This window comes from Erwinia piriflorinigrans CFBP 5888 (assembly GCF_001050515.1).
Classification (GTDB): Bacteria; Pseudomonadota; Gammaproteobacteria; order Enterobacterales; family Enterobacteriaceae; genus Erwinia; species Erwinia piriflorinigrans.
This window is the reverse complement of the sequence record NZ_CAHS01000005.1, coordinates 58344-76354: the sequence shown is the minus strand read 5'-3', so window position 1 is coordinate 76354 and position 18011 is coordinate 58344. Positions and strand designations below refer to the sequence as shown.

23 protein-coding genes are annotated in these 18011 nt (G+C 53.0%); 12 read left to right on the top strand and 11 right to left on the bottom strand.

The genetic code is table 11. The features are described from left to right. The first annotated feature begins 11 nt into the window (after window positions 1-11). Genes EPIR_RS01695 through EPIR_RS01680 form a run of 4 tightly spaced genes read left to right on the top strand, consistent with a single transcriptional unit; the run spans window position 12 to window position 3666 of the window. A complete protein-coding gene (locus tag EPIR_RS01695; protein ID WP_023653555.1) occupies window positions 12-1625 on the top strand; it encodes a (2,3-dihydroxybenzoyl)adenylate synthase in 1614 nt (537 codons plus the stop codon). A gap of 16 nt (window positions 1626-1641) precedes the next feature. Next, complete coding sequence (locus EPIR_RS01690; RefSeq protein ID WP_023653554.1) at window positions 1642-2496, top strand: isochorismatase family protein; 855 nt, start codon at window positions 1642-1644, stop codon at window positions 2494-2496. After that, complete coding sequence (gene dhbA, locus EPIR_RS01685; protein ID WP_023653553.1) at window positions 2496-3254, top strand: 2,3-dihydro-2,3-dihydroxybenzoate dehydrogenase; 759 nt, start codon at window positions 2496-2498, stop codon at window positions 3252-3254. Before EPIR_RS01690 ends, dhbA begins: the two co-directional genes overlap by 1 nt. A gap of 1 nt (window position 3255) precedes the next feature. Beyond that, window positions 3256-3666, top strand: coding sequence for a hotdog fold thioesterase (locus EPIR_RS01680; protein ID WP_023653552.1), 411 nt, complete (start codon window positions 3256-3258; stop codon window positions 3664-3666). Between the two features lie 55 nt (window positions 3667-3721). Here EPIR_RS01680 and cgtA read toward each other — a convergent pair whose 3' ends face one another. From cgtA to rplU, 4 genes are all read right to left on the bottom strand, one after another. Continuing rightward, the gene (cgtA, locus tag EPIR_RS01675) at window positions 3722-4900 is read right to left on the bottom strand and encodes an Obg family GTPase CgtA (protein WP_023653551.1); all 1179 of its coding nucleotides are present in this window, start codon (window positions 4898-4900) and stop codon (window positions 3722-3724) included. Beyond that, window positions 4897-5883, bottom strand: a complete 987-nt coding sequence (locus tag EPIR_RS01670; RefSeq protein WP_048696689.1) for a DMT family transporter — start codon at window positions 5881-5883, stop codon at window positions 4897-4899. Before EPIR_RS01670 ends, cgtA begins: the two co-directional genes overlap by 4 nt. Before the next feature lie 113 nt (window positions 5884-5996). Beyond that, entirely contained in the window at window positions 5997-6254 is a 258-nt protein-coding gene (gene rpmA / locus EPIR_RS01665) for a 50S ribosomal protein L27 (protein ID WP_023653549.1), read from the bottom strand. Between the two features lie 15 nt (window positions 6255-6269). Further along, window positions 6270-6581: a 50S ribosomal protein L21 gene (rplU, locus tag EPIR_RS01660; protein ID WP_023653548.1), complete on the bottom strand. Its 312-nt coding sequence runs from the start codon at window positions 6579-6581 to the stop codon at window positions 6270-6272. A gap of 256 nt (window positions 6582-6837) precedes the next feature. On the opposite strand from rplU, the gene ispB reads away from it, so the two are divergent. Beyond that, window positions 6838-7812, top strand: coding sequence for an octaprenyl diphosphate synthase (gene ispB, locus EPIR_RS01655; protein ID WP_023653547.1), 975 nt, complete (start codon window positions 6838-6840; stop codon window positions 7810-7812). Window positions 7813-8122: 310 nt separating this feature from the next. Continuing rightward, window positions 8123-8383, top strand: a complete 261-nt coding sequence (locus EPIR_RS17935) for a helix-turn-helix domain-containing protein (protein ID WP_023653545.1) — start codon at window positions 8123-8125, stop codon at window positions 8381-8383. A 51-nt stretch (window positions 8384-8434) separates the two neighbouring features. On the opposite strand, the gene murA is transcribed toward EPIR_RS17935, so the two are convergent. From murA to mlaF, 7 genes are all read right to left on the bottom strand, one after another. Then, window positions 8435-9697 (bottom strand): UDP-N-acetylglucosamine 1-carboxyvinyltransferase, encoded by a 1263-nt coding sequence (murA, locus tag EPIR_RS01650; RefSeq protein WP_023653544.1) that lies wholly within the window; start codon window positions 9695-9697, stop codon window positions 8435-8437. A 79-nt stretch (window positions 9698-9776) separates the two neighbouring features. Further along, on the bottom strand, window positions 9777-10031 hold the full coding sequence (gene ibaG / locus EPIR_RS01645) for a BolA family iron metabolism protein IbaG (protein ID WP_012440089.1): 255 nt from the start codon (window positions 10029-10031) through the stop codon (window positions 9777-9779). A gap of 226 nt (window positions 10032-10257) precedes the next feature. Continuing rightward, window positions 10258-10554, bottom strand: coding sequence for a lipid asymmetry maintenance protein MlaB (gene mlaB, locus EPIR_RS01640; protein WP_023653542.1), 297 nt, complete (start codon window positions 10552-10554; stop codon window positions 10258-10260). Beyond that, a complete protein-coding gene (gene mlaC / locus EPIR_RS01635) occupies window positions 10554-11189 on the bottom strand; it encodes a phospholipid-binding protein MlaC (protein WP_023653541.1) in 636 nt (211 codons plus the stop codon). The genes mlaB and mlaC overlap by 1 nt, the downstream gene beginning before the upstream one ends. Then, window positions 11189-11749 (bottom strand): outer membrane lipid asymmetry maintenance protein MlaD, encoded by a 561-nt coding sequence (gene mlaD, locus EPIR_RS01630; RefSeq protein WP_023653540.1) that lies wholly within the window; start codon window positions 11747-11749, stop codon window positions 11189-11191. The genes mlaC and mlaD overlap by 1 nt, the downstream gene beginning before the upstream one ends. Window positions 11750-11753: 4 nt before the next feature. Then, complete coding sequence (gene mlaE, locus EPIR_RS01625) at window positions 11754-12536, bottom strand: lipid asymmetry maintenance ABC transporter permease subunit MlaE (protein ID WP_023653539.1); 783 nt, start codon at window positions 12534-12536, stop codon at window positions 11754-11756. A gap of 7 nt (window positions 12537-12543) precedes the next feature. Further along, window positions 12544-13356 carry a phospholipid ABC transporter ATP-binding protein MlaF gene (mlaF, locus tag EPIR_RS01620; RefSeq protein WP_023653538.1) on the bottom strand — a complete coding sequence of 271 codons (813 nt, stop codon included), beginning with the start codon at window positions 13354-13356 and terminating at the stop codon, window positions 12544-12546. A 223-nt stretch (window positions 13357-13579) separates the two neighbouring features. Between mlaF and EPIR_RS01615 the strand changes: the two genes are divergently transcribed. Genes EPIR_RS01615 through lptB form a run of 6 tightly spaced genes read left to right on the top strand, consistent with a single transcriptional unit; the run spans window position 13580 to window position 17969 of the window. Next, window positions 13580-14560 (top strand): calcium/sodium antiporter, encoded by a 981-nt coding sequence (locus EPIR_RS01615; protein ID WP_023653537.1) that lies wholly within the window; start codon window positions 13580-13582, stop codon window positions 14558-14560. Between the two features lie 12 nt (window positions 14561-14572). Further along, on the top strand, window positions 14573-15562 hold the full coding sequence (gene kdsD, locus EPIR_RS01610) for an arabinose-5-phosphate isomerase KdsD (protein WP_023653536.1): 990 nt from the start codon (window positions 14573-14575) through the stop codon (window positions 15560-15562). 17 nt (window positions 15563-15579) lie between these two features. Next, complete coding sequence (gene kdsC, locus EPIR_RS01605; protein WP_023653535.1) at window positions 15580-16146, top strand: 3-deoxy-manno-octulosonate-8-phosphatase KdsC; 567 nt, start codon at window positions 15580-15582, stop codon at window positions 16144-16146. Beyond that, window positions 16143-16718: an LPS export ABC transporter periplasmic protein LptC gene (gene lptC, locus EPIR_RS01600; protein WP_023653534.1), complete on the top strand. Its 576-nt coding sequence runs from the start codon at window positions 16143-16145 to the stop codon at window positions 16716-16718. The genes kdsC and lptC overlap by 4 nt, the downstream gene beginning before the upstream one ends. Beyond that, the gene (lptA, locus tag EPIR_RS01595) at window positions 16690-17238 is read left to right on the top strand and encodes a lipopolysaccharide ABC transporter substrate-binding protein LptA (RefSeq protein ID WP_023653533.1); all 549 of its coding nucleotides are present in this window, start codon (window positions 16690-16692) and stop codon (window positions 17236-17238) included. Before lptC ends, lptA begins: the two co-directional genes overlap by 29 nt. Window positions 17239-17243: 5 nt before the next feature. After that, window positions 17244-17969, top strand: a complete 726-nt coding sequence (lptB, locus tag EPIR_RS01590; RefSeq protein WP_023653532.1) for an LPS export ABC transporter ATP-binding protein — start codon at window positions 17244-17246, stop codon at window positions 17967-17969. Window positions 17970-18011 lie beyond the last annotated feature (42 nt).

The following is an 18011-nucleotide window of genomic DNA, read 5'->3' as shown; positions in this document are numbered from 1 at the left end:
AGAGTACCGAGATGACCATCCCCTATTCCCGCTGGCCGGACGATCTGGCCATGCAGTACCGTGTTAAAGGTTACTGGCTGGATCTGCCTTTGACCGATATTCTTCAGCGTCATGCCGACAGCAGCGCGATTGCCGTTATTGATGGTGACCGACGTTACAGCTATCAGCAACTGACGCAACAGTCTGACCGCCTTGCCGCATCGTTACAGCGACGGGGTTTACAAAGCGGTGATACTGCCCTGGTACAGCTCGGCAACATCGCCGAATTCTACGTAACTTTTTTCGCCCTGCTGAAAATTGGCGTTGCCCCGGTCAATGCCCTGTTCAACCATCAGCGCTATGAGCTGAACGCTTATGCGCGACAAATTCAGCCCGCGTTACTGATCGCCGATCGCCAGCACAACCTGTTCAGTGATGATAACTACCTGAATCAGCTGCAGCAGGATACGCCTTCGCTGAGGGTAGTCGCCCTGCATAACGACAGCAGCACGGCGGACTCGCTGACGGATTTGATGGATGCGCCAGCGGATGACTTTATCGCCAGCCCCTCGGCTGCCGACGAGGTGGCCTTTTTTCAGCTTTCAGGCGGCAGTACCGGCACGCCGAAACTGATCCCACGAACCCACAATGATTATTACTACAGTATTCGTGGCAGCGTTGAGATTTGCCGCTTTACGCAACAGACATGTTATCTGAATGCCTTACCTGCCGCGCATAACTACGCCATGAGCTCGCCCGGCTCACTTGGGGTGTTCTTTGCCGGAGGCTGCGTGGTGATGGCGCAGGATCCCAGCGCGAATATCTGTTTTCCCCTCATTGAGCAGCATCAGGTCAACGTTGCGGCGCTGGTGCCACCGGCAGTCAGCCTCTGGCTACAGGCGATAGTCGAATGGGGCAGCAACCGGGCGCTGGCCTCACTGGCATTGCTACAGGTTGGTGGGGCCAAACTTAGCGAATCACTCGCGGCGCGTATCCAGACGGAAATAGGCTGTCAGCTCCAGCAGGTATTTGGTATGGCTGAAGGGTTGGTCAATTACACCCGCCTGGACGATGACCAGCAGCATATTCTCACCACGCAAGGGCGGCCAGTATCACCTGACGATGAGGTATGGGTCGCTGATGCCAAGGGTAATCCGCTACCTGCTGGTGAAATCGGGCGTCTGATGACGCGAGGGCCCTACACCTTCCGTGGCTACTACAACAGCCCCGATCACAACGCAGCCAGCTTTGACCGTCACGGCTTTTACTGCTCGGGCGACTTAATCGCTATGGCTGAAGATGGCTATATCACCGTTCACGGGCGTGAAAAAGATCAGATCAACCGGGGAGGTGAAAAAATTGCTGCGGAAGAGATTGAAAACCTGCTGTTGAGCCATGAGGACGTGATCCACGCTGCGCTGGTATCGATGGAAGACCGTTTGATGGGTGAAAAAAGCTGTGCATTTATCGTCGCACGCAACGTACTAAAGCCAGCGCTGCTGCGCCGCTATTTGCGCACGCTGGGAGTGGCGGAGTTTAAATTACCGGATCGCATTGAATGCGTTGACTCACTGCCACTGACCCCGGTTGGCAAAGTCGATAAAAAATATCTGCGTGAGCAGTTAGCCTCCCGGCAGAACAGATAATTTCCAGGAGATATTGATGACTATTCCCAAACTCGACAATTATGCACTTCCCACCGCCGCTGAACTGCCTAAAAATAAAGTGAGCTGGGCATTCGAGCCAGCCCGCGCCGCGCTGCTGATCCATGATATGCAGGAGTATTTCCTCAATTTCTGGGGCGAAGATAGCCCACTGATCAAGCAGGTCGTGGCGAATATTGCGCAGCTACGCCAGTACTGCAAGTCCCAGAATATTCCGGTGTTCTATACCGCACAGCCGAATCAACAGAGCGACGAAGATCGTGCGCTGCTGAATGATATGTGGGGACCGGGCCTGAACAAGCACCCCGCGCAGCAGAACGTGGTCACTGCGTTGGCACCCGATGAGCAAGACCAGGTTCTGGTCAAATGGCGTTACAGCGCCTTTCACCGTTCGCCGCTTGAATCTATGCTCAAAGAAGCCGGTCGTGATCAGCTGATTATCTGCGGCGTTTATGCCCATATCGGCTGCCTGACCACCGCGATCGACGCTTTTATGCGCAACATCAAACCCTTTATGGTCGCCGATGCGCTGGCAGATTTTAGCCGTGAAGAGCATATGATGTCATTAACCTATGCCGCTGGTCGCTGCGGGCGCGTGGTGATGAGTGAAACCTTGCTCCCGGTGCCGCAAAGTAAACAACAGCTGCGTGCGCTGGTATTACCGCTACTGGATGATGACGCCGACGATCTCGACGACAGCGAGAATCTTATCGATTACGGGCTGGATTCGGTACGCATGATGGCCCTGGCCGCTCGCTGGCATCAGGTGCACAGCGATATCGATTTCGTCACTCTGGCGAAAAATCCCAGTATTAATGGCTGGTGGTCATTGCTATCGGGGGATGCCGCCTGATGACGTGCCGCTTTGACTTCAGTGGAAAACAGGTATGGGTAACCGGCGCAGGCCAGGGGATTGGCTACCACACCGCGTTGGCGTTTGTCGCGGCGGGGGCCTCCGTCGTCGGCTTCGACAGGCAGTTCTCACAAAGGGAGTATCCTTTCCAGCGCGTGACTGTCGATATTGCCGATGCGGCAGCGGTGAAACGCACCTGCCAGCGCCTGCTGGCCGAAGCACGGCGGCTCGACGTGCTGGTCAATGCCGCCGGGATTTTACGCATTGGCAGCACTGAAGAGCTGGCCCTGGAAGACTGGCAGGACTGCATGGCCGTCAACGCGGGTGGGGCGTTCAATCTGTTCCAGCAGGCTCTGCCACTGTTTCGCCAACAGCGCTCGGGCGCAATAGTCACTATTGCCTCGAATGCCGCACACGCCCCGCGTATTGGGATGTCAGCCTACGGTGCGTCAAAAGCGGCATTACGTAGCCTGTGCCTGACGGTAGGACTTGAGATGGCACCGTTCGGCGTACGCTGCAATATAGTCTCTCCCGGCTCTACTGATACGGCGATGCAAAGAAGTCTGTGGCATCAGCCAGAAGATGAACAGCAAATGATTGCCGGATATCCGGAACAATATAAGCTGGGGATCCCATTGCAAAAAATTGCCAAACCGGATGATATTGCCAATGCGGTGCTGTTTCTCGCCTCGGACAGTGCCGGCCACATTGTCATGCAGGATATCGTCATCGACGGTGGCGCAACCTTAGGAGCCTGATATGTGGACACGGCAAAGCAGCCTCGCCGAACTGAATCAGATGGCGCAGGACACGATGGTCACCAGTCTGGGCATGGTATTTACCCGGCTGGAAGCAGACTGGCTTGAAGCCACCATGCCAGTGGATGCGCGTACTCAGCAGCCCTTTGGCCTGTTGCACGGTGGTGCATCCGTCGCGCTGGCGGAAACGCTGGGGTCAATGGCGGGCTGGCTCTGTTCACAGCCGGGTCAGAACGTGGTCGGGGTTGAAGTCAACGCCAGCCATCTGCGTGCGGTCTATAGCGGATCGGTGCGCGGTGTCTGTCGGGCATTGCATCACGGAAGGATGAATCAGGTCTGGCAGATTGAGATCTTTAATCAGCAGGACCGGTTGTGCTGCATGGCACGTCTTACCACTACCATTATTGGCTGAAACAGATAGCAAAACGGGACGCTATTGAACTGCGTCCCGTTTATTTTAGCGTGGCTTAACGCTGATAGATGGTTTCGACGCCTTCTTCGTCATCCTCATCCCAGTCGTCGTCCCAGTCATCGTCTTCTTCCACTTCTGGCTGCGCTTCTTCCAGCTGCTGACGATGGTAGTCATCCCACATGAATTCCACTTTTTCCGGCTGTTTAGCGGCCAGCTCAGCTTCTTTCGGGTTAGCTTTAATAAAGGCCATCACATCCCAGCACAGCGCATTCACGCCTGCACGGTTGGCTGCGGAGATCAGGTAGTATTTTTCGGTCCAGCCCAGCGCTTCAGCAATCGCCTTGGCACGTGACTCTGCCTCTTCCTCATCCAGCAGGTCAACCTTGTTAAACACCAGCCAGCGCGGCTTCTGGAACAGCTTCTCGCTGTATTTTTCCAGTTCGCCGAGGATTATGCGCGCATTCTCTACCGGATCGCTTTCATCGATAGGGGCCAGATCGATGGTATGCAGCAGCACGCGGCAGCGCTCAAGGTGTTTCAGGAAGCGGATGCCGAGACCGGCGCCCTCAGAGGCACCTTCAATCAGACCTGGGATATCGGCAATGACAAAGCTTTGTTCGCTGTCCATACGCACAACGCCCAGGCTCGGCACCAGAGTGGTGAAGGGATAATCCGCCACTTTCGGCTTCGCCGCAGATACGGCGCGAATAAAGGTCGATTTCCCGGCGTTAGGCAGGCCAAGCATGCCGACGTCTGCCAGCAGCATCAGTTCCAGCTGTAGGTCGCGTTTTTCACCCGGTGTCCCCATCGTTTTCTGACGCGGAGTACGGTTAACCGATGATTTAAAACGTGTGTTACCCAGCCCGTGCCAGCCGCCTTTTGCCACCATCATTTTCTGCTGATGATGGGTCATATCGCCCAGCGTTTCACCGGTTCCCTGGTCGATAATGCGCGTTCCGACCGGAACTTTGATCAGAATGTCGTTACCACGTTTACCGGTGCAGTCGCGGCTCTGACCGTTCTGACCACGCTCTGCGCGGAAAGATTTCTCAAAGCGGTAATCGATCAGGGTATTCAGGTTCTCATCGGCCTGCATATACACGTCGCCGCCGTCGCCGCCGTCGCCACCATCAGGGCCGCCACGCGGGATATATTTCTCACGACGGAAGCTCACGCAGCCATTACCGCCATCGCCAGCTACTACCAGGATCGTCGCTTCATCAACAAACTTCATTTTACTTCTCCGTCACTCATACGCCCGGGATCCAATGCGCATGACATCGGAACGGGATTGCTCCGCCGTGGCCATAAGCGATGACCAATTGCGGAAAACATGGCGCCTGACACCACGACAATTGCTCCGGCAAACCCTAAGGTATTGAGCTGCGGAGTAGCAAAAAAGTCGGGCCAGCCAAGCGATAATAATTCTGAAAAAATCAGGGTAAAAAGGGGCGTCAGCGTCACAACTGCGCTGACTTGTGCCGCCTGCCAGCGTGCGTAGGCTTCCACCAACGCACCATAACCTACCAAAGTATTTAGCGAGCAAAAAATCAGGCATCCCAGCTGCCAGCTATCTAACTGCCACAGCAGATCCAAGTGTGCCAAAGGCAACATCGCTACTGCACATAAAGTGTACAACAAAAACAGGATCTGTTGCGAGGCCAGGCGACGCAGCAAAATTTTCTGCGTGACGCCATACACGATCCACACCAGCGCCGCACTGACGCCAAGGATGACTCCCCAAGTGTAACTGCTCAGACGGGTAAAAATTTCTACCAGACTGGTATTAAAGAACATTACCAGCCCACAGAGCAGCATAATGCCGCCAATAATCTGGCTGGCGCGCATCTTCTCCTTCAGGATAATGACGCTAGCCAGCACCATGCCCGGCGGTGCCAGTTGGGCAATCACCTGGGAGGCCGTTGGACTCAGGTACTGCAATGATGAGCTGAACAGCAAAAAATTGCCCACCAGTCCGGCGGTGGCAATCACGACCCACATCAGCCAGCGTGGACGACGAAAAAATTCCCGAGGTGGCAGCTGACGTTTCAGCGCCAGAATCGTACCCAACCCAAGAGAGGCGAGGAAAAAGCGGTAAAATACCACCGTAAAGGGGTCCATCACCTGCAGTACCAGCTTCATGGCAATAGGGAGCGATCCCCAGCTCATCGCGGTGATCAACGCCAGAGCAATCCCCATTCCAGCCTGTTGTTTGATAGCTGACATTAATATTCTCGGGCAGAATGTAAAAAGCCCCGCAGTCTAGTGCGGGGCTTTTCTTTTCGTCGCAGTGAGCAGCTTAACAGCTGCTCTGCGGCACGAAAACCGGATTACTCAGCAATGATGCTGATGTATTTACGGTTGTTCGGGCCTTTAACTTCGAACTGGACCTTGCCATTTGCAGTAGCAAACAGAGTGTGGTCACGACCGCAGCCTACATTGTTGCCCGCGTGGAATTTGGTGCCACGCTGACGAACGATGATGCTACCAGCCAGTACAGTTTCGCCGCCGAAACGTTTTACGCCCAGGCGTTTTGCATTGGAGTCACGACCGTTACGAGTCGAACCGCCAGCTTTCTTATGTGCCATTTGTCAGATCTCCTCTTAGGCGCTAATGCCAGTGATCTTCACATCAGTGAACCACTGACGGTGACCCTGCTGCTTACGGTAATGCTTACGGCGACGGAACTTAACAATCTTGATTTTATCGCCACGACCGTGAGCAACGATCTCCGCTTTGATCATGCCACCTGAAACTAAAGGTGCGCCGATTTTAACGTCTTCGCCATTGGCGATCATCAGAACCTGGTCGAACTCAATCGTTTCGCCGGTTGCGATGTCCAGCTTTTCCAAGCGAACGGTCTGACCTTCGCTTACTCGGTGTTGTTTACCACCACTTTGGAAAACCGCGTACATATAGAACTCCGCTTCCGCGCTTGCCTTGTTTGATTTCAGGCTGCGCTATAAATATTCACAATAGGGCGCGAATTCTACGCAAATTCACCGCTAAAGACAAGTGCCTGATGCGCTGTATTGCAGAAAAAAAACGCAACGTGATTGGGGACGTTTCACCGCCGCGTTTTTCAAGTACAATCTGTCAGACATTTCATGCCACAGGCACGGGTAAAGGCGCTTATCATAGCTGCGAACTGAGCGATAGCTGAACAGACTAATGAACTTAGAACAGATAAACGAACTCACCGCGCAAGATATGGCGGACGTCAATGCGACAATACTTGACCAGCTGAACTCAGATGTGTCCCTTATCAACCAGCTGGGTTACTACATTATCAACGGCGGAGGTAAACGCATCCGCCCGATGATTGCCGTGCTGGCTGCGCGCGCAATCAATGACTATGCGGGTAAACAGCATATTACCGTGGCGGCACTGATTGAATTTATTCATACCGCCACCCTGCTGCACGACGACGTGGTAGACGAATCAGATATGCGCCGGGGCAAAGCCACCGCCAACGCCGCATTTGGCAATGCAGCCAGCGTGCTGGTCGGTGATTTTATCTATACTCGCGCTTTCCAGATGATGACCAGCCTCGGCTCGCTAAAAGTCCTGGCGCTGATGTCAGAAGCGGTCAACGTCATTGCTGAAGGCGAAGTATTGCAGTTGATGAACTGTAATGACCCGGATATCACCGAAGAGAGCTACATGCGGGTGATCTACAGCAAAACGGCACGTCTGTTCGAAGCGGCAGCACAGTCCTCTGCCATTTTGGCGGGTGCCAGTACAGCCCAGGAGCAGGCTTTACAGGATTATGGCCGTTATATCGGCACCGCATTCCAGCTGATTGACGATCTGCTTGATTACAGTGCTGATGGCGATACGCTGGGCAAGAACGTCGGGGATGACCTGAGTGAAGGTAAACCTACCCTGCCGTTGCTGCACGCAATGCGCAATGGAACGCCAGAACAAGCCAGCCTGATCCGCGCTGCTATTGAAAACGGTAATGGACGCCACTTACTGGAAACGGTTCTGGAAACAATGCATCAGTGTGGATCCCTGGAGTGGACACGCAACGCCGCTGAACAAGAAGCGGATAAAGCCATTGCCGCGCTGAAGGTGCTGCCGGAGTCACCGTGGCGCACCGCACTGGAAGCATTGGCACATATGTCGGTCCAGCGCACATTCTAATATCAGCATCTCACGTGAAGCCCGGCACACCGCCGGGCTTCCTTGTTTTCCCCTTCCCCTGCCCGATCTTCTGAGCGCTATCAAAACATTCTGAAACGACAACACGCAGTTACCTGAACTTTGCGTAGCTTTACGCAAAAAAAAAGTTTATCCCTGAAATAAACTGGAATTTAATGGAAATTAAATGCTATAAGAATCCTGTTATCACCAGATATGACTGGTTTTTTATCCAGGGAGATCGGCAGAAAGCTGGCGAACAACGTAGTCACTTACCGCTGTTTTTTTAAAAGTGCTCAAGGAGGATAAGCACGTGAGATATCATCTACAAGACTGGCACCCCGCCGATATTATCGCCGCCTTACGTAAAAAAGGCACCACGCTTGCAGCCCAGTCGCGGCTGGCAGGCTTGAGTTCATCAACCTTAGCCAACGCATTGTGCCGCCCGTGGCCGAAAGGCGAATGGATAATTGCACGAGCATTGGATATTCATCCATCAAAGATCTGGCCAAGTCGTTACTTTGATATGAAGACACATCGTCTCATCGATCGCCAGGAGCGGGCTCGCCGATAAAAAAATAAGGGCCGGTATTCACTACCGACCCTTATTTACTGGGCGGGAAGACTACTCTTCGCCGCTGATTCGCTGGATATTTGCCCCAAGGGCTATCAGCTTATCTTCAATATGCTCATATCCTCGGTCGATATGGTAGATGCGATCCACCAGCGTGGTGCCTTCAGCAATACAACCCGCCAGAACCAAACTGGCAGAAGCACGCAGATCGGTCGCCATAACCTGTGCGCTGGAAAGTTTTTCAACGCCATGACAGATCAGCGTATGGCTTTCAATTTCGGCGTGCGCACCCATGCGGGCCAATTCGGGTATATGCATAAAGCGGTTTTCGAAGATGGTTTCAGTAATCACCCCCGTGCCTTCAGCCACCAGGTTCAACAAACTGAACTGCGCCTGCATATCGGTTGGGAAGCCGGGATGCGGGGCCGTGCGCAGATTGACGGCTTTCGGGCGCTTACCGTGCATGTCCAGACTTACCCAGTCATCACCCACTTCAATATCCGCACCGGCTTCGCGTAGTTTCGCCAGCACGGCATCGAGCGTGTCGGGCTGCGCCGCACGGCAGATAACTTTACCGCCGGAAATCGCTCCCGCCACCAGGAAAGTACCGGTTTCGATACGATCGGGAAGCACGCGATAAACACCACCACCGAGACGCTCAACGCCTTCAATGGTGATCCGGTCACTGCCAGCGCCGGAGATTTTCGCCCCAAGCGTGTTAAGGAAGTTGGCAGTATCTACAATTTCCGGCTCACGCGCGGCATTCTCGATAACGGTGGTTCCCGTCGCCAACGTCGCCGCACTCATAATGGTGACGGTTGCCCCGACGCTGACCTTATCCATAACGATATGCGCCCCTTTCAGGCGACCATCAACAGAGGCCTTAACGTAACCTTCTTCCAGTTTGATCTCCGCACCAAGCTGCTCAAGACCGGTGATATGCAGATCAACCGGTCGGGCACCGATAGCGCAACCGCCAGGCAGCGATACCTGTCCCTGGCCAAAACGTGCCACCAGCGGGCCCAACGCCCAAATAGAAGCGCGCATGGTTTTCACCAGCTCATAAGGGGCGCAGTAGATATCAACTTTGCTGGCATCCAGATGCACAGAACCATTACGTTCAGCTTTCACACCAAGCTGGCTGAGAAGCTTCATGGTGGTGTCGATATCTTTTAGTTTTGGGACATTCTGGATCTCCACCGGCTCTTCAGCCAGCAGAGCAGCGAACAGGATCGGTAATGCGGCATTCTTAGCACCGGAAATTGTGACTTCACCACTCAGCCGGGTCGGACCCTGTACACGAAATTTATCCATTGCAACTACTCTCTGTTGTCAGACAATAAATCTGCTGTGCAGCCCCTCACCACAAAGCACGTGGTGAAATCTGCGCAGCTTAAAAACCGTTTAGCTTACGGTCACGCGCCCATTCTTCAGGGGTGTAGGTCTTAATGGAAACCGCGTGAATACGATTATCGGCAATATAAGCCATCAGGGGAGCATAGACCGTCTGCTGCTTCTTAACGCGACTCAGCTCGCCGAAAAGTTCACCGACAGCAATGACCTGAAAATGGCTACCATCGCCGCTAACGTGGACTTCCTGCAGCGGTAACGCGCTCATTAGCACGGACTGAATTTCACTATTTTCCATGAGGCTTTCAATTTCACTTAATAATAAACAGGCATACATCTTAGTGGAATCCGCCCTACTCTTAAACAAGCAAAAAATGCCGGAGGCATAAGAAAAAGGCTAAATGAGAATCAATAACATGATGGGGCGGCACATCCTACAGGGCCGGGACGGCCCCTGGGGAATGAAAGGTAATAAACTCAATATGTTCCCTGCTTTGACACGGCAAGCAGGGGTCGACATATCTTTAATCGCTGCTGCTGATAATTTTTTGCAGGTTATAAAGCGCGATCAGCGAATTCAACTTGTCATTAATACCGGTAAAACGCGGCTTTCTGCCGTGGCGGATGGCAATTTGTCGCAGATGGACCAATAACGCCAGCCCTCCGGAATCGACGCGTTCCAGAGCGGAAACATCGATACTCTCCACGCGCTCCATCACCAGCTCGCGCTGCTGCCACAGCGGCAGCAGCGTTTCACGTTCCAGTTCACCAATGAGACAAAGCTGCTCCGCCTTTAATTCCCAGCGCAGTTGATCGCTCATTATGACTGCTTGTCCAGGGTGATCGGCTGCTGAGCATTAGACTTCAGCCGCCCTGTTAAGCCATCAATCCCTTTCTGACGCAGAAGACCGCTCCACTCATTCTGTTTAGTGGTGATCATACTGACCCCCTCGGCGATCATGTCATATGCCTGCCAGTGGCCGTTAACGCTATTTTTACGCCATTGGAAGTCCAGACGTACCGGCGGACGGCCGTTAGGATCAACGATAGTGACGCGGATAGCGATGATGTTCGCTCCATCAGTGGGTTGCTCTGGCGCAATTTGATAGGTCTGGCCACTGTACATTGCCAGCGCCTGGCCATAGGCCTGAGCCAGGTAGTCGTTGAAAGCTTTAAAATAGGCGTCACGCTGCGCCGGAGTCGCGTCCTTGTAGTAACGGCCCAACACCAACGCACCTGCGTACTTCACCTGTACGTAAGGCAGCAGCTCTTCACGGACAATCTGGCGCAGGTAATTAGGGTCTTTTTTGATAGCAGACTGTTCATCTTTGAGACGAGTGAAGGTTTTGGCTGCGGCTTCATCCATCAGCTTATAAGGATTAGTCTGGTCAGCGGCTGCATTCACCGCTAAGGGGGCTATAACCAGCATCGCCGCCATGAGTAAACGTTTAAACATTATTTTCCCTCTTCTGGATTATTCGCTGCTGCCGGGGCTACCTGCCCCTGAGCTGCCTTATCACCTGCAACAGGTGGATTTTTTTCGTCACCGTTGCCGCTCTTATAAAGAAACTGCCCAATGAGATCTTCCAAGACCATCGCAGATTTAGTGTCCTGAATAGTGCCGCCATCTTTAAGTATAGCGGTTCCCATTTCCGGATCGTCAAAACCGATATTCAACGCCAGATACTGCTCCCCCAACAAACCGGAGGTGCGCACCGCCAGTGAGCTGGTATCGGGGATGTTGTTGTACCGATCGTCAATATCCATGCTGACCTTTGGTGAGTAGTTTTTTGCATCGAGCGTAATATCCGATACGCGGCCGATAACCACCCCGCCGACTTTCACCGGAGAACCCGGCTTTAATCCACCCACGTTGTCGAAAGTCGCATACAGTTTCCAAGTCGTTACGCTGCCGAGTGATTTGAGATCGGTCACGCGCAGACAGAGAAAAATAATCGCGCAAAGCGCTAGCAGTAAGAAAGCACCTACCCAAATTTCACTTTTTTTCGTTTGCATTGCTTCAGTTCCCAAACATCAGTGCCGTAAGCACAAAATCCAGACCGAGTACTGCCAGTGAAGCATGTACTACAGTACGCGTTGTTGCCCGACTAATCCCTTCAGACGTCGGAGTCGCATCGTAGCCATTAAACAGCGCAATCCATGTCACGGTCAGTGCAAATACGGCGCTTTTAATCGTACAGTTGATAATATCAGTGCGTAGATCGACCGCATTCTGCATCGCAGACCAGAAAAAGCCCGGGTCGATGCCTTTCCAGCTCACGCCGACCAGCGCCCCGCCCAAGATACCCACCGCGACAAAGATTAATGTCAATAACGGCATGCTGATAAATCCGGCCCAGAAGCGCGGCGAGATAATACGCCGTAGCGGATCAACTGCCATCATCTCCATGCTGGAAAGCTGTTCGGTGGCTTTCATCAGACCAATTTCCGCCGTCAGTGCCGACCCGGCGCGCCCGGCGAACAGCAGTGCGGTGACCACCGGGCCCAGCTCTCGCAGTAATGACAGCGCCACCATCATACCGAGACTGGTTTCAGCGCTGTAAGTTTTAAGCACCAGGTAGCCTTGCAGACCCAGCACCATGCCGATAAACAATCCAGACACCACGACGATCAGCAGTGATAACACGCCGATGCTATACAGCTGTTTGACCAACAGCGGCGCATGCTTGCGAAAGCGAGGAATGCCAAACAACGCATGGAACAACATTAAACCGGCGCGACCAAAGGAGGCACAGAAATTAATTCCCTGACGTCCTAATGACGCCAGCGCTTGTAGAAACATCAGTGTGTTAACTCCCAGAGCCGACTAAATCTTGCAGATAATCCCCGGCGGGGAAACGGAATGGCACCGGCCCGTCGGCAATGCCATCAATAAACTGACGCACGCGGGCATCATCATTTTTGCGTAGCTCCGGAGCCGTTCCCTGGGCGATCACTTTCTGGCCGGCAATAATATAGGCGTAATCGGCAATGCTCAGCACTTCAGGCACATCGTGAGATACCACGATACAGGTCACGCCTAAAGAGTGATTGAGTTCGTCGATAAGCTTTACCAATACGCCCATCGTGATCGGGTCCTGGCCAACAAAAGGTTCGTCGAACATAATCAGATCTGGCTCCAGCGCAATCGCTCGCGCCAGCGCCGCGCGCCGTGCCATACCGCCAGACAGCTCCGAAGGTTTGAGATTTGCCGCGCCGCGTAACCCAACGGCTTCCAGTTTCATCAATACCGTGCTGCGCAGCAAGGGTGCTGGCAAGTGAGAGTGCTCACGCAGCGGCCAAGCCACATTGTCAAATACACTGAGATCGGTAAACAGCGCTCCCGACTGAAACAGCATGCTCATTTTTTTGCGCGCTTCGTAGAGCCGGGAACGGGAAAGTGTTGGAATATTTTCGCCGTTGAACCATATTTCTCCGCTATCAGGCGGGATCTGCCCACCGATTAAGCGTAGCAGCGTGGTTTTACCAATACCGGAAGGCCCCATGATAGCAGTGACTTTTCCTTTGGGCACCGTAAGCGAGATGTTATCGAAAATCGACCGATTGCCGCGGGAAAAGCTGACGCCCCTGACGTCCACCAGATTCGTCTCCGTCTGGCTCATAGTTACCTCGATCCTTATTCTCAGCGATTAATTTAACCCCGATGGTAACGTATTACCTCCGAAGCTGAACACTTTTACAGAAACTTACCGCATAAGATGTAGCTTAAATTGCCATAAGTTTTACTTTTTGCTTAGAGACCGTCAAAATCACTGCCATCAAAAAGACCGTAACCTGTTGTGGTGTGCGGCAGCCGTCGATTATAACCGATTAAAAGGACACTTCATGCTTGTTGCTACAGCACTATTGATTATCGGTTTAGTTTTACTGGTTTACGGGGCCGATCGTCTAGTGTTTAGCGCAGCTATTTTATGCCGTTCTCTGGGGATCCCCCCACTGATTATCGGTATGACCGTGGTGGGAATTGGAACCTCGCTGCCGGAAATGATCGTCTCTTTCTCTGCCGCCGCACGCGGGCAAATGAACATCGCTATTGGAACGGCATTAGGCTCAAACATCACGAATATTTTGTTGATCCTCGGCGGCGCGGCGCTGCTGCACCCATTAACGGTACATTCTAATTTAATTCGCCGCGAACTGCCGCTGATGCTGCTGGTGACGCTGTTATGCGGAGCCATACTGTTTGATAACCAGCTAAGCCGCAGCGATGGTCTGATGCTGATCGCGATCGCGGTGATCTACCTGCTGTTTATTATCAAAATCGCCCGCCGTGCCGAGCGCGAAAATAATGATTCACTCACTCGCGAACAGCTCGCCGAGCTACCGCGTGATGACACAGGCAACACGGTGGCTTTCCTGTGGCTGGGGGTTGCGTTGATCTTACTGCCGATGTCGACAAACATGGTGATCGATAACGCCACGGTGATCGCCGACTACTTTGGGGTCAGCGAACTGGTTATCGGACTGACCATTATTTCTGTAGGCACCAGCCTGCCTGAACTGGCAACCGTCATTGCCGGGGCGCTGAAAGGCGAAGATGATATCGCTATCGGTAATCTGATCGGTTCTAATATTTATAATTTAGCTATCGTGCTGGGCATTCCGGCATTGTTACATCCTGGCGCGTTCTATGCTGCTGCTTTCGCCCGTGACTACTGGGTCATGCTCGGCGTCAGCGCGGTATTTACGTTGATCTGTTTGCAGCGTAGTCGCCGTATCGGGCGGCTGGCGGGCGCGCTGCTGCTGTGCGGATTTATCTTCTGGGTGGGTATCCTCTACCAATGCCCCTCAGTGACCTTCTGGTAAAAGGATTCAAGAATGATGGCGCATCTCACTACCGAAAATGACTTTGATTTTCAACTGGCGGGGAAAGAGGTACTGCGAATTGAACGCGAAGGACTGGAACAACTTGATCAGTACATCAATGACGACTTTACCCACGCCTGCAATCTGATTTATCGCTGTCGCGGCAAAGTCGTCGTCATGGGTATGGGTAAATCAGGACACATAGGCAAAAAAATTGCCGCTACCTTTGCCAGTACCGGCACGCCCGCTTTTTTTGTTCATCCCGCTGAAGCCAGCCACGGCGATTTGGGTATGGTCGCCCCAGACGACGTGGTGATTGCCATCTCCAATTCCGGCGAATCTTCAGAGATTTTGGCACTGATCCCGGTACTGAAACGGCTACATGTGACGTTAATCTGCATCTCCAGCCGACCGGACAGTGCAATGGGGCGCGCCGCAGATATCCATCTGTGTGTTAAAGTTCCGCAAGAGGCCTGCCCACTCGGCCTGGCGCCGACCACCAGTACAACCGCCACGCTGGTGATGGGGGATGCTCTCGCCGTTGCGCTATTAAAAGCGCGAGGCTTTACGCAGGAAGACTTTGCCCTCTCCCACCCCGGTGGCGCGCTGGGGCGCAAGCTGCTACTGCGCGTTGATGATATCATGCACTGCGGTAATGAAATGCCACACGTCAGCCGCGATGCTTCACTGCGTGATGCTCTGCTTGAGATTACGCAAAAAAACATGGGCATGACGGTCATTTGCGACGACTCGATGCGAATAGACGGTATCTTCACCGATGGTGATTTACGCCGCGTGTTCGATATGGGCATTAATATCCAGCAAGCCAGTATCGAAAGCGTCATGACCCCAGGCGGCATTCGCGTCCGGCCGGGTACGCTGGCAGTAGATGCACTGAATTTGATGCAAACCAGGAATATCACCTGCGTCATGGTTGCTGATAGCGATCGGCTACTTGGCGTGGTCCATATGCATGACATGCTGCGCGCTGGCGTAGTTTAACAAGGAAGCGAAGAATAATGAGTCATCCAGCAACGACCGTCGACACCTGTTACGGGCAGGTAAACCAGCAGGTGTTTACCAAAGCACAGCACATCAAACTGTTAATCTGCGATGTGGATGGCGTTATGTCCGACGGCGTGATCTATCAGGGCAATAACGGCGAAGAACTAAAAGGCTTTAACGTGCGTGATGGCTATGGTATTCGCTGCCTGCTGACGTCCGGAATAGAAGTGGCCATTATTACCGGACGCAAAGCCAAGCTGCTGGAGGATCGCTGCGCCACACTGGGTATTACTCATCTTTATCAAGGACAGTCGGATAAGCTTTTGGCCTTCCGTGAACTTCTGGATACACTGACACTCGGCGCTCACCAGGTCGCCTACATAGGTGACGACCTTATCGACTGGCCGGTAATGGCAGAAGTGGGTCTGAGCGTGACGGTCGCTGATGCGCATCCCATACTCTTACCCCGTGCTGACTACGTGACGCGGATCGCCGGTGGGCGAGGAGCGGTGCGCGAGATTTGCGACCTGATTTTAATTGCACAGGGTAAGTTTGAAACGGCTATAGGGCAGTCTGTATGAGCAAAACAAGACGCTGGATGACACTGATACTGGCGGCGATCGCAATAGTGTTAATGGGTTGGAATCTGACGGGCAATGACGGTGATCAGGATGCCTCATCCAACAAAGATAATGATCCAACGTATATGAGCGATAACTCACAAACGTTGGTCTATAGCCCCACAGGCGCAATAAGTTATAAGCTGGTTTCTGACAAAGCGACCTATCACGCAACCGATGAGGTGAGCTGGTTTGATAACCCGGTGTTGACGACATACGATGATAACAAGGTGCCGTCCTGGTCAGTCCGAGCGGATAAAGCCAAGCTCACCAACGATCGAATGTTGTATCTTTATGGGCATGTGCAGGTGGATAGCCTGACCCAGGATGCACAGCTTGAGCGGATTAAAACGGACAACGCGCAGGTTAATCTGACGACACAAGATGTCACCTCAGAGGATCGGGTAACCCTTTATGGCCGGAGCTTTAACTCTACCGGCAAGAAGATGCGTGGAAATTTGCGGAACAAAACTGCCGAGTTGATTGAAAAGGTCAAAACATCTTATGAAATTCAAAATGAACAACAACATTAAACGACTGACAGCCAGCCTGTTGCTAGCGATTAGCGTGCCGGCACTGGCGCTGACCGACGACTCCAGTAAGCCCGTAAACGTCGATTCAGAGAACCAGGCGCTGGATATGCAGGGTAACGTTGCTACCTTCACCGGCAATGTGGTGGTCACCCAGGGCAGCATCAAAATCACGGCGGACAAAGTAGTTGTCACGCGACCGGGTGGCGACAGTAAAAAAACCGTGGTGGACGCCTATGGTAATCTTGCTACGTTCTACCAGATGCAGGATAACGGTAAACCGGTTCAGGGCCACGCTCAGAAGATGCATTATGAGCTGGCAAAAGATTTGGTTGAGTTAAGCGGCAACGCTTATCTCGAACAGCTTGACAGCAATGTGAAAGGCGATCGCATTACTTATCTGGTTAAAGAACAGAAAATGCAGGCCTTCGGTAACACCGGCAAACGTGTGATTACCGTGCTGGTGCCATCACAGCTGCAAGACAAGGGCTCATCGTCAAACGCGCAGAAGAAGAGTAACTAACAAATATGGCAACCTTAATTGCAGAAAACCTGGCGAAGGCCTACAAGGGCCGTCGCGTGGTTGAAGATGTCAGCCTACAGGTTAAATCTGGCGAAATCGTTGGCCTGCTTGGCCCTAATGGGGCAGGCAAGACTACGACATTTTACATGGTTGTAGGGATCGTGCCGCGCGATGCGGGGCGCATCGTGATCGATGAAGAAGATATCAGCATTCTGCCGTTGCACGCGCGCGCGCGCCGGGGAATCGGCTATCTACCGCAGGAAGCCTCTATTTTCCGTCGTCTTAGCGTTTACGACAATCTGATGGCCGTCCTGCAAATTCGTGAGGATCTCACCAGCGAACAGCGCGAAGACCGTGCCAATGAGCTGCTGGAAGAGTTCCATATTGCACATCTGCGTAACAGTCTGGGCCAGTCTCTGTCCGGGGGGGAACGCCGCCGTGTGGAAATTGCCCGTGCGTTGGCCGCCAATCCGAAATTCATCCTGTTGGATGAACCTTTCGCCGGGGTTGACCCGATTTCGGTTATTGATATCAAAAAAATCATAGAACATCTGCGTGACAGCGGCCTCGGCGTATTGATCACTGACCATAACGTACGTGAAACGCTGGCAGTCTGTGAACGCGCCTATATCGTCAGTCAGGGTCACTTAATCGCCCACGGCACCCCGGAAGCGATCCTGGCCGATGAACAGGTGAAGCGTGTCTATTTAGGTGAAGAGTTCAGACTCTGATAAGGTGTTCACCTTAGGTACGATTTCTGGGGAACTGACATC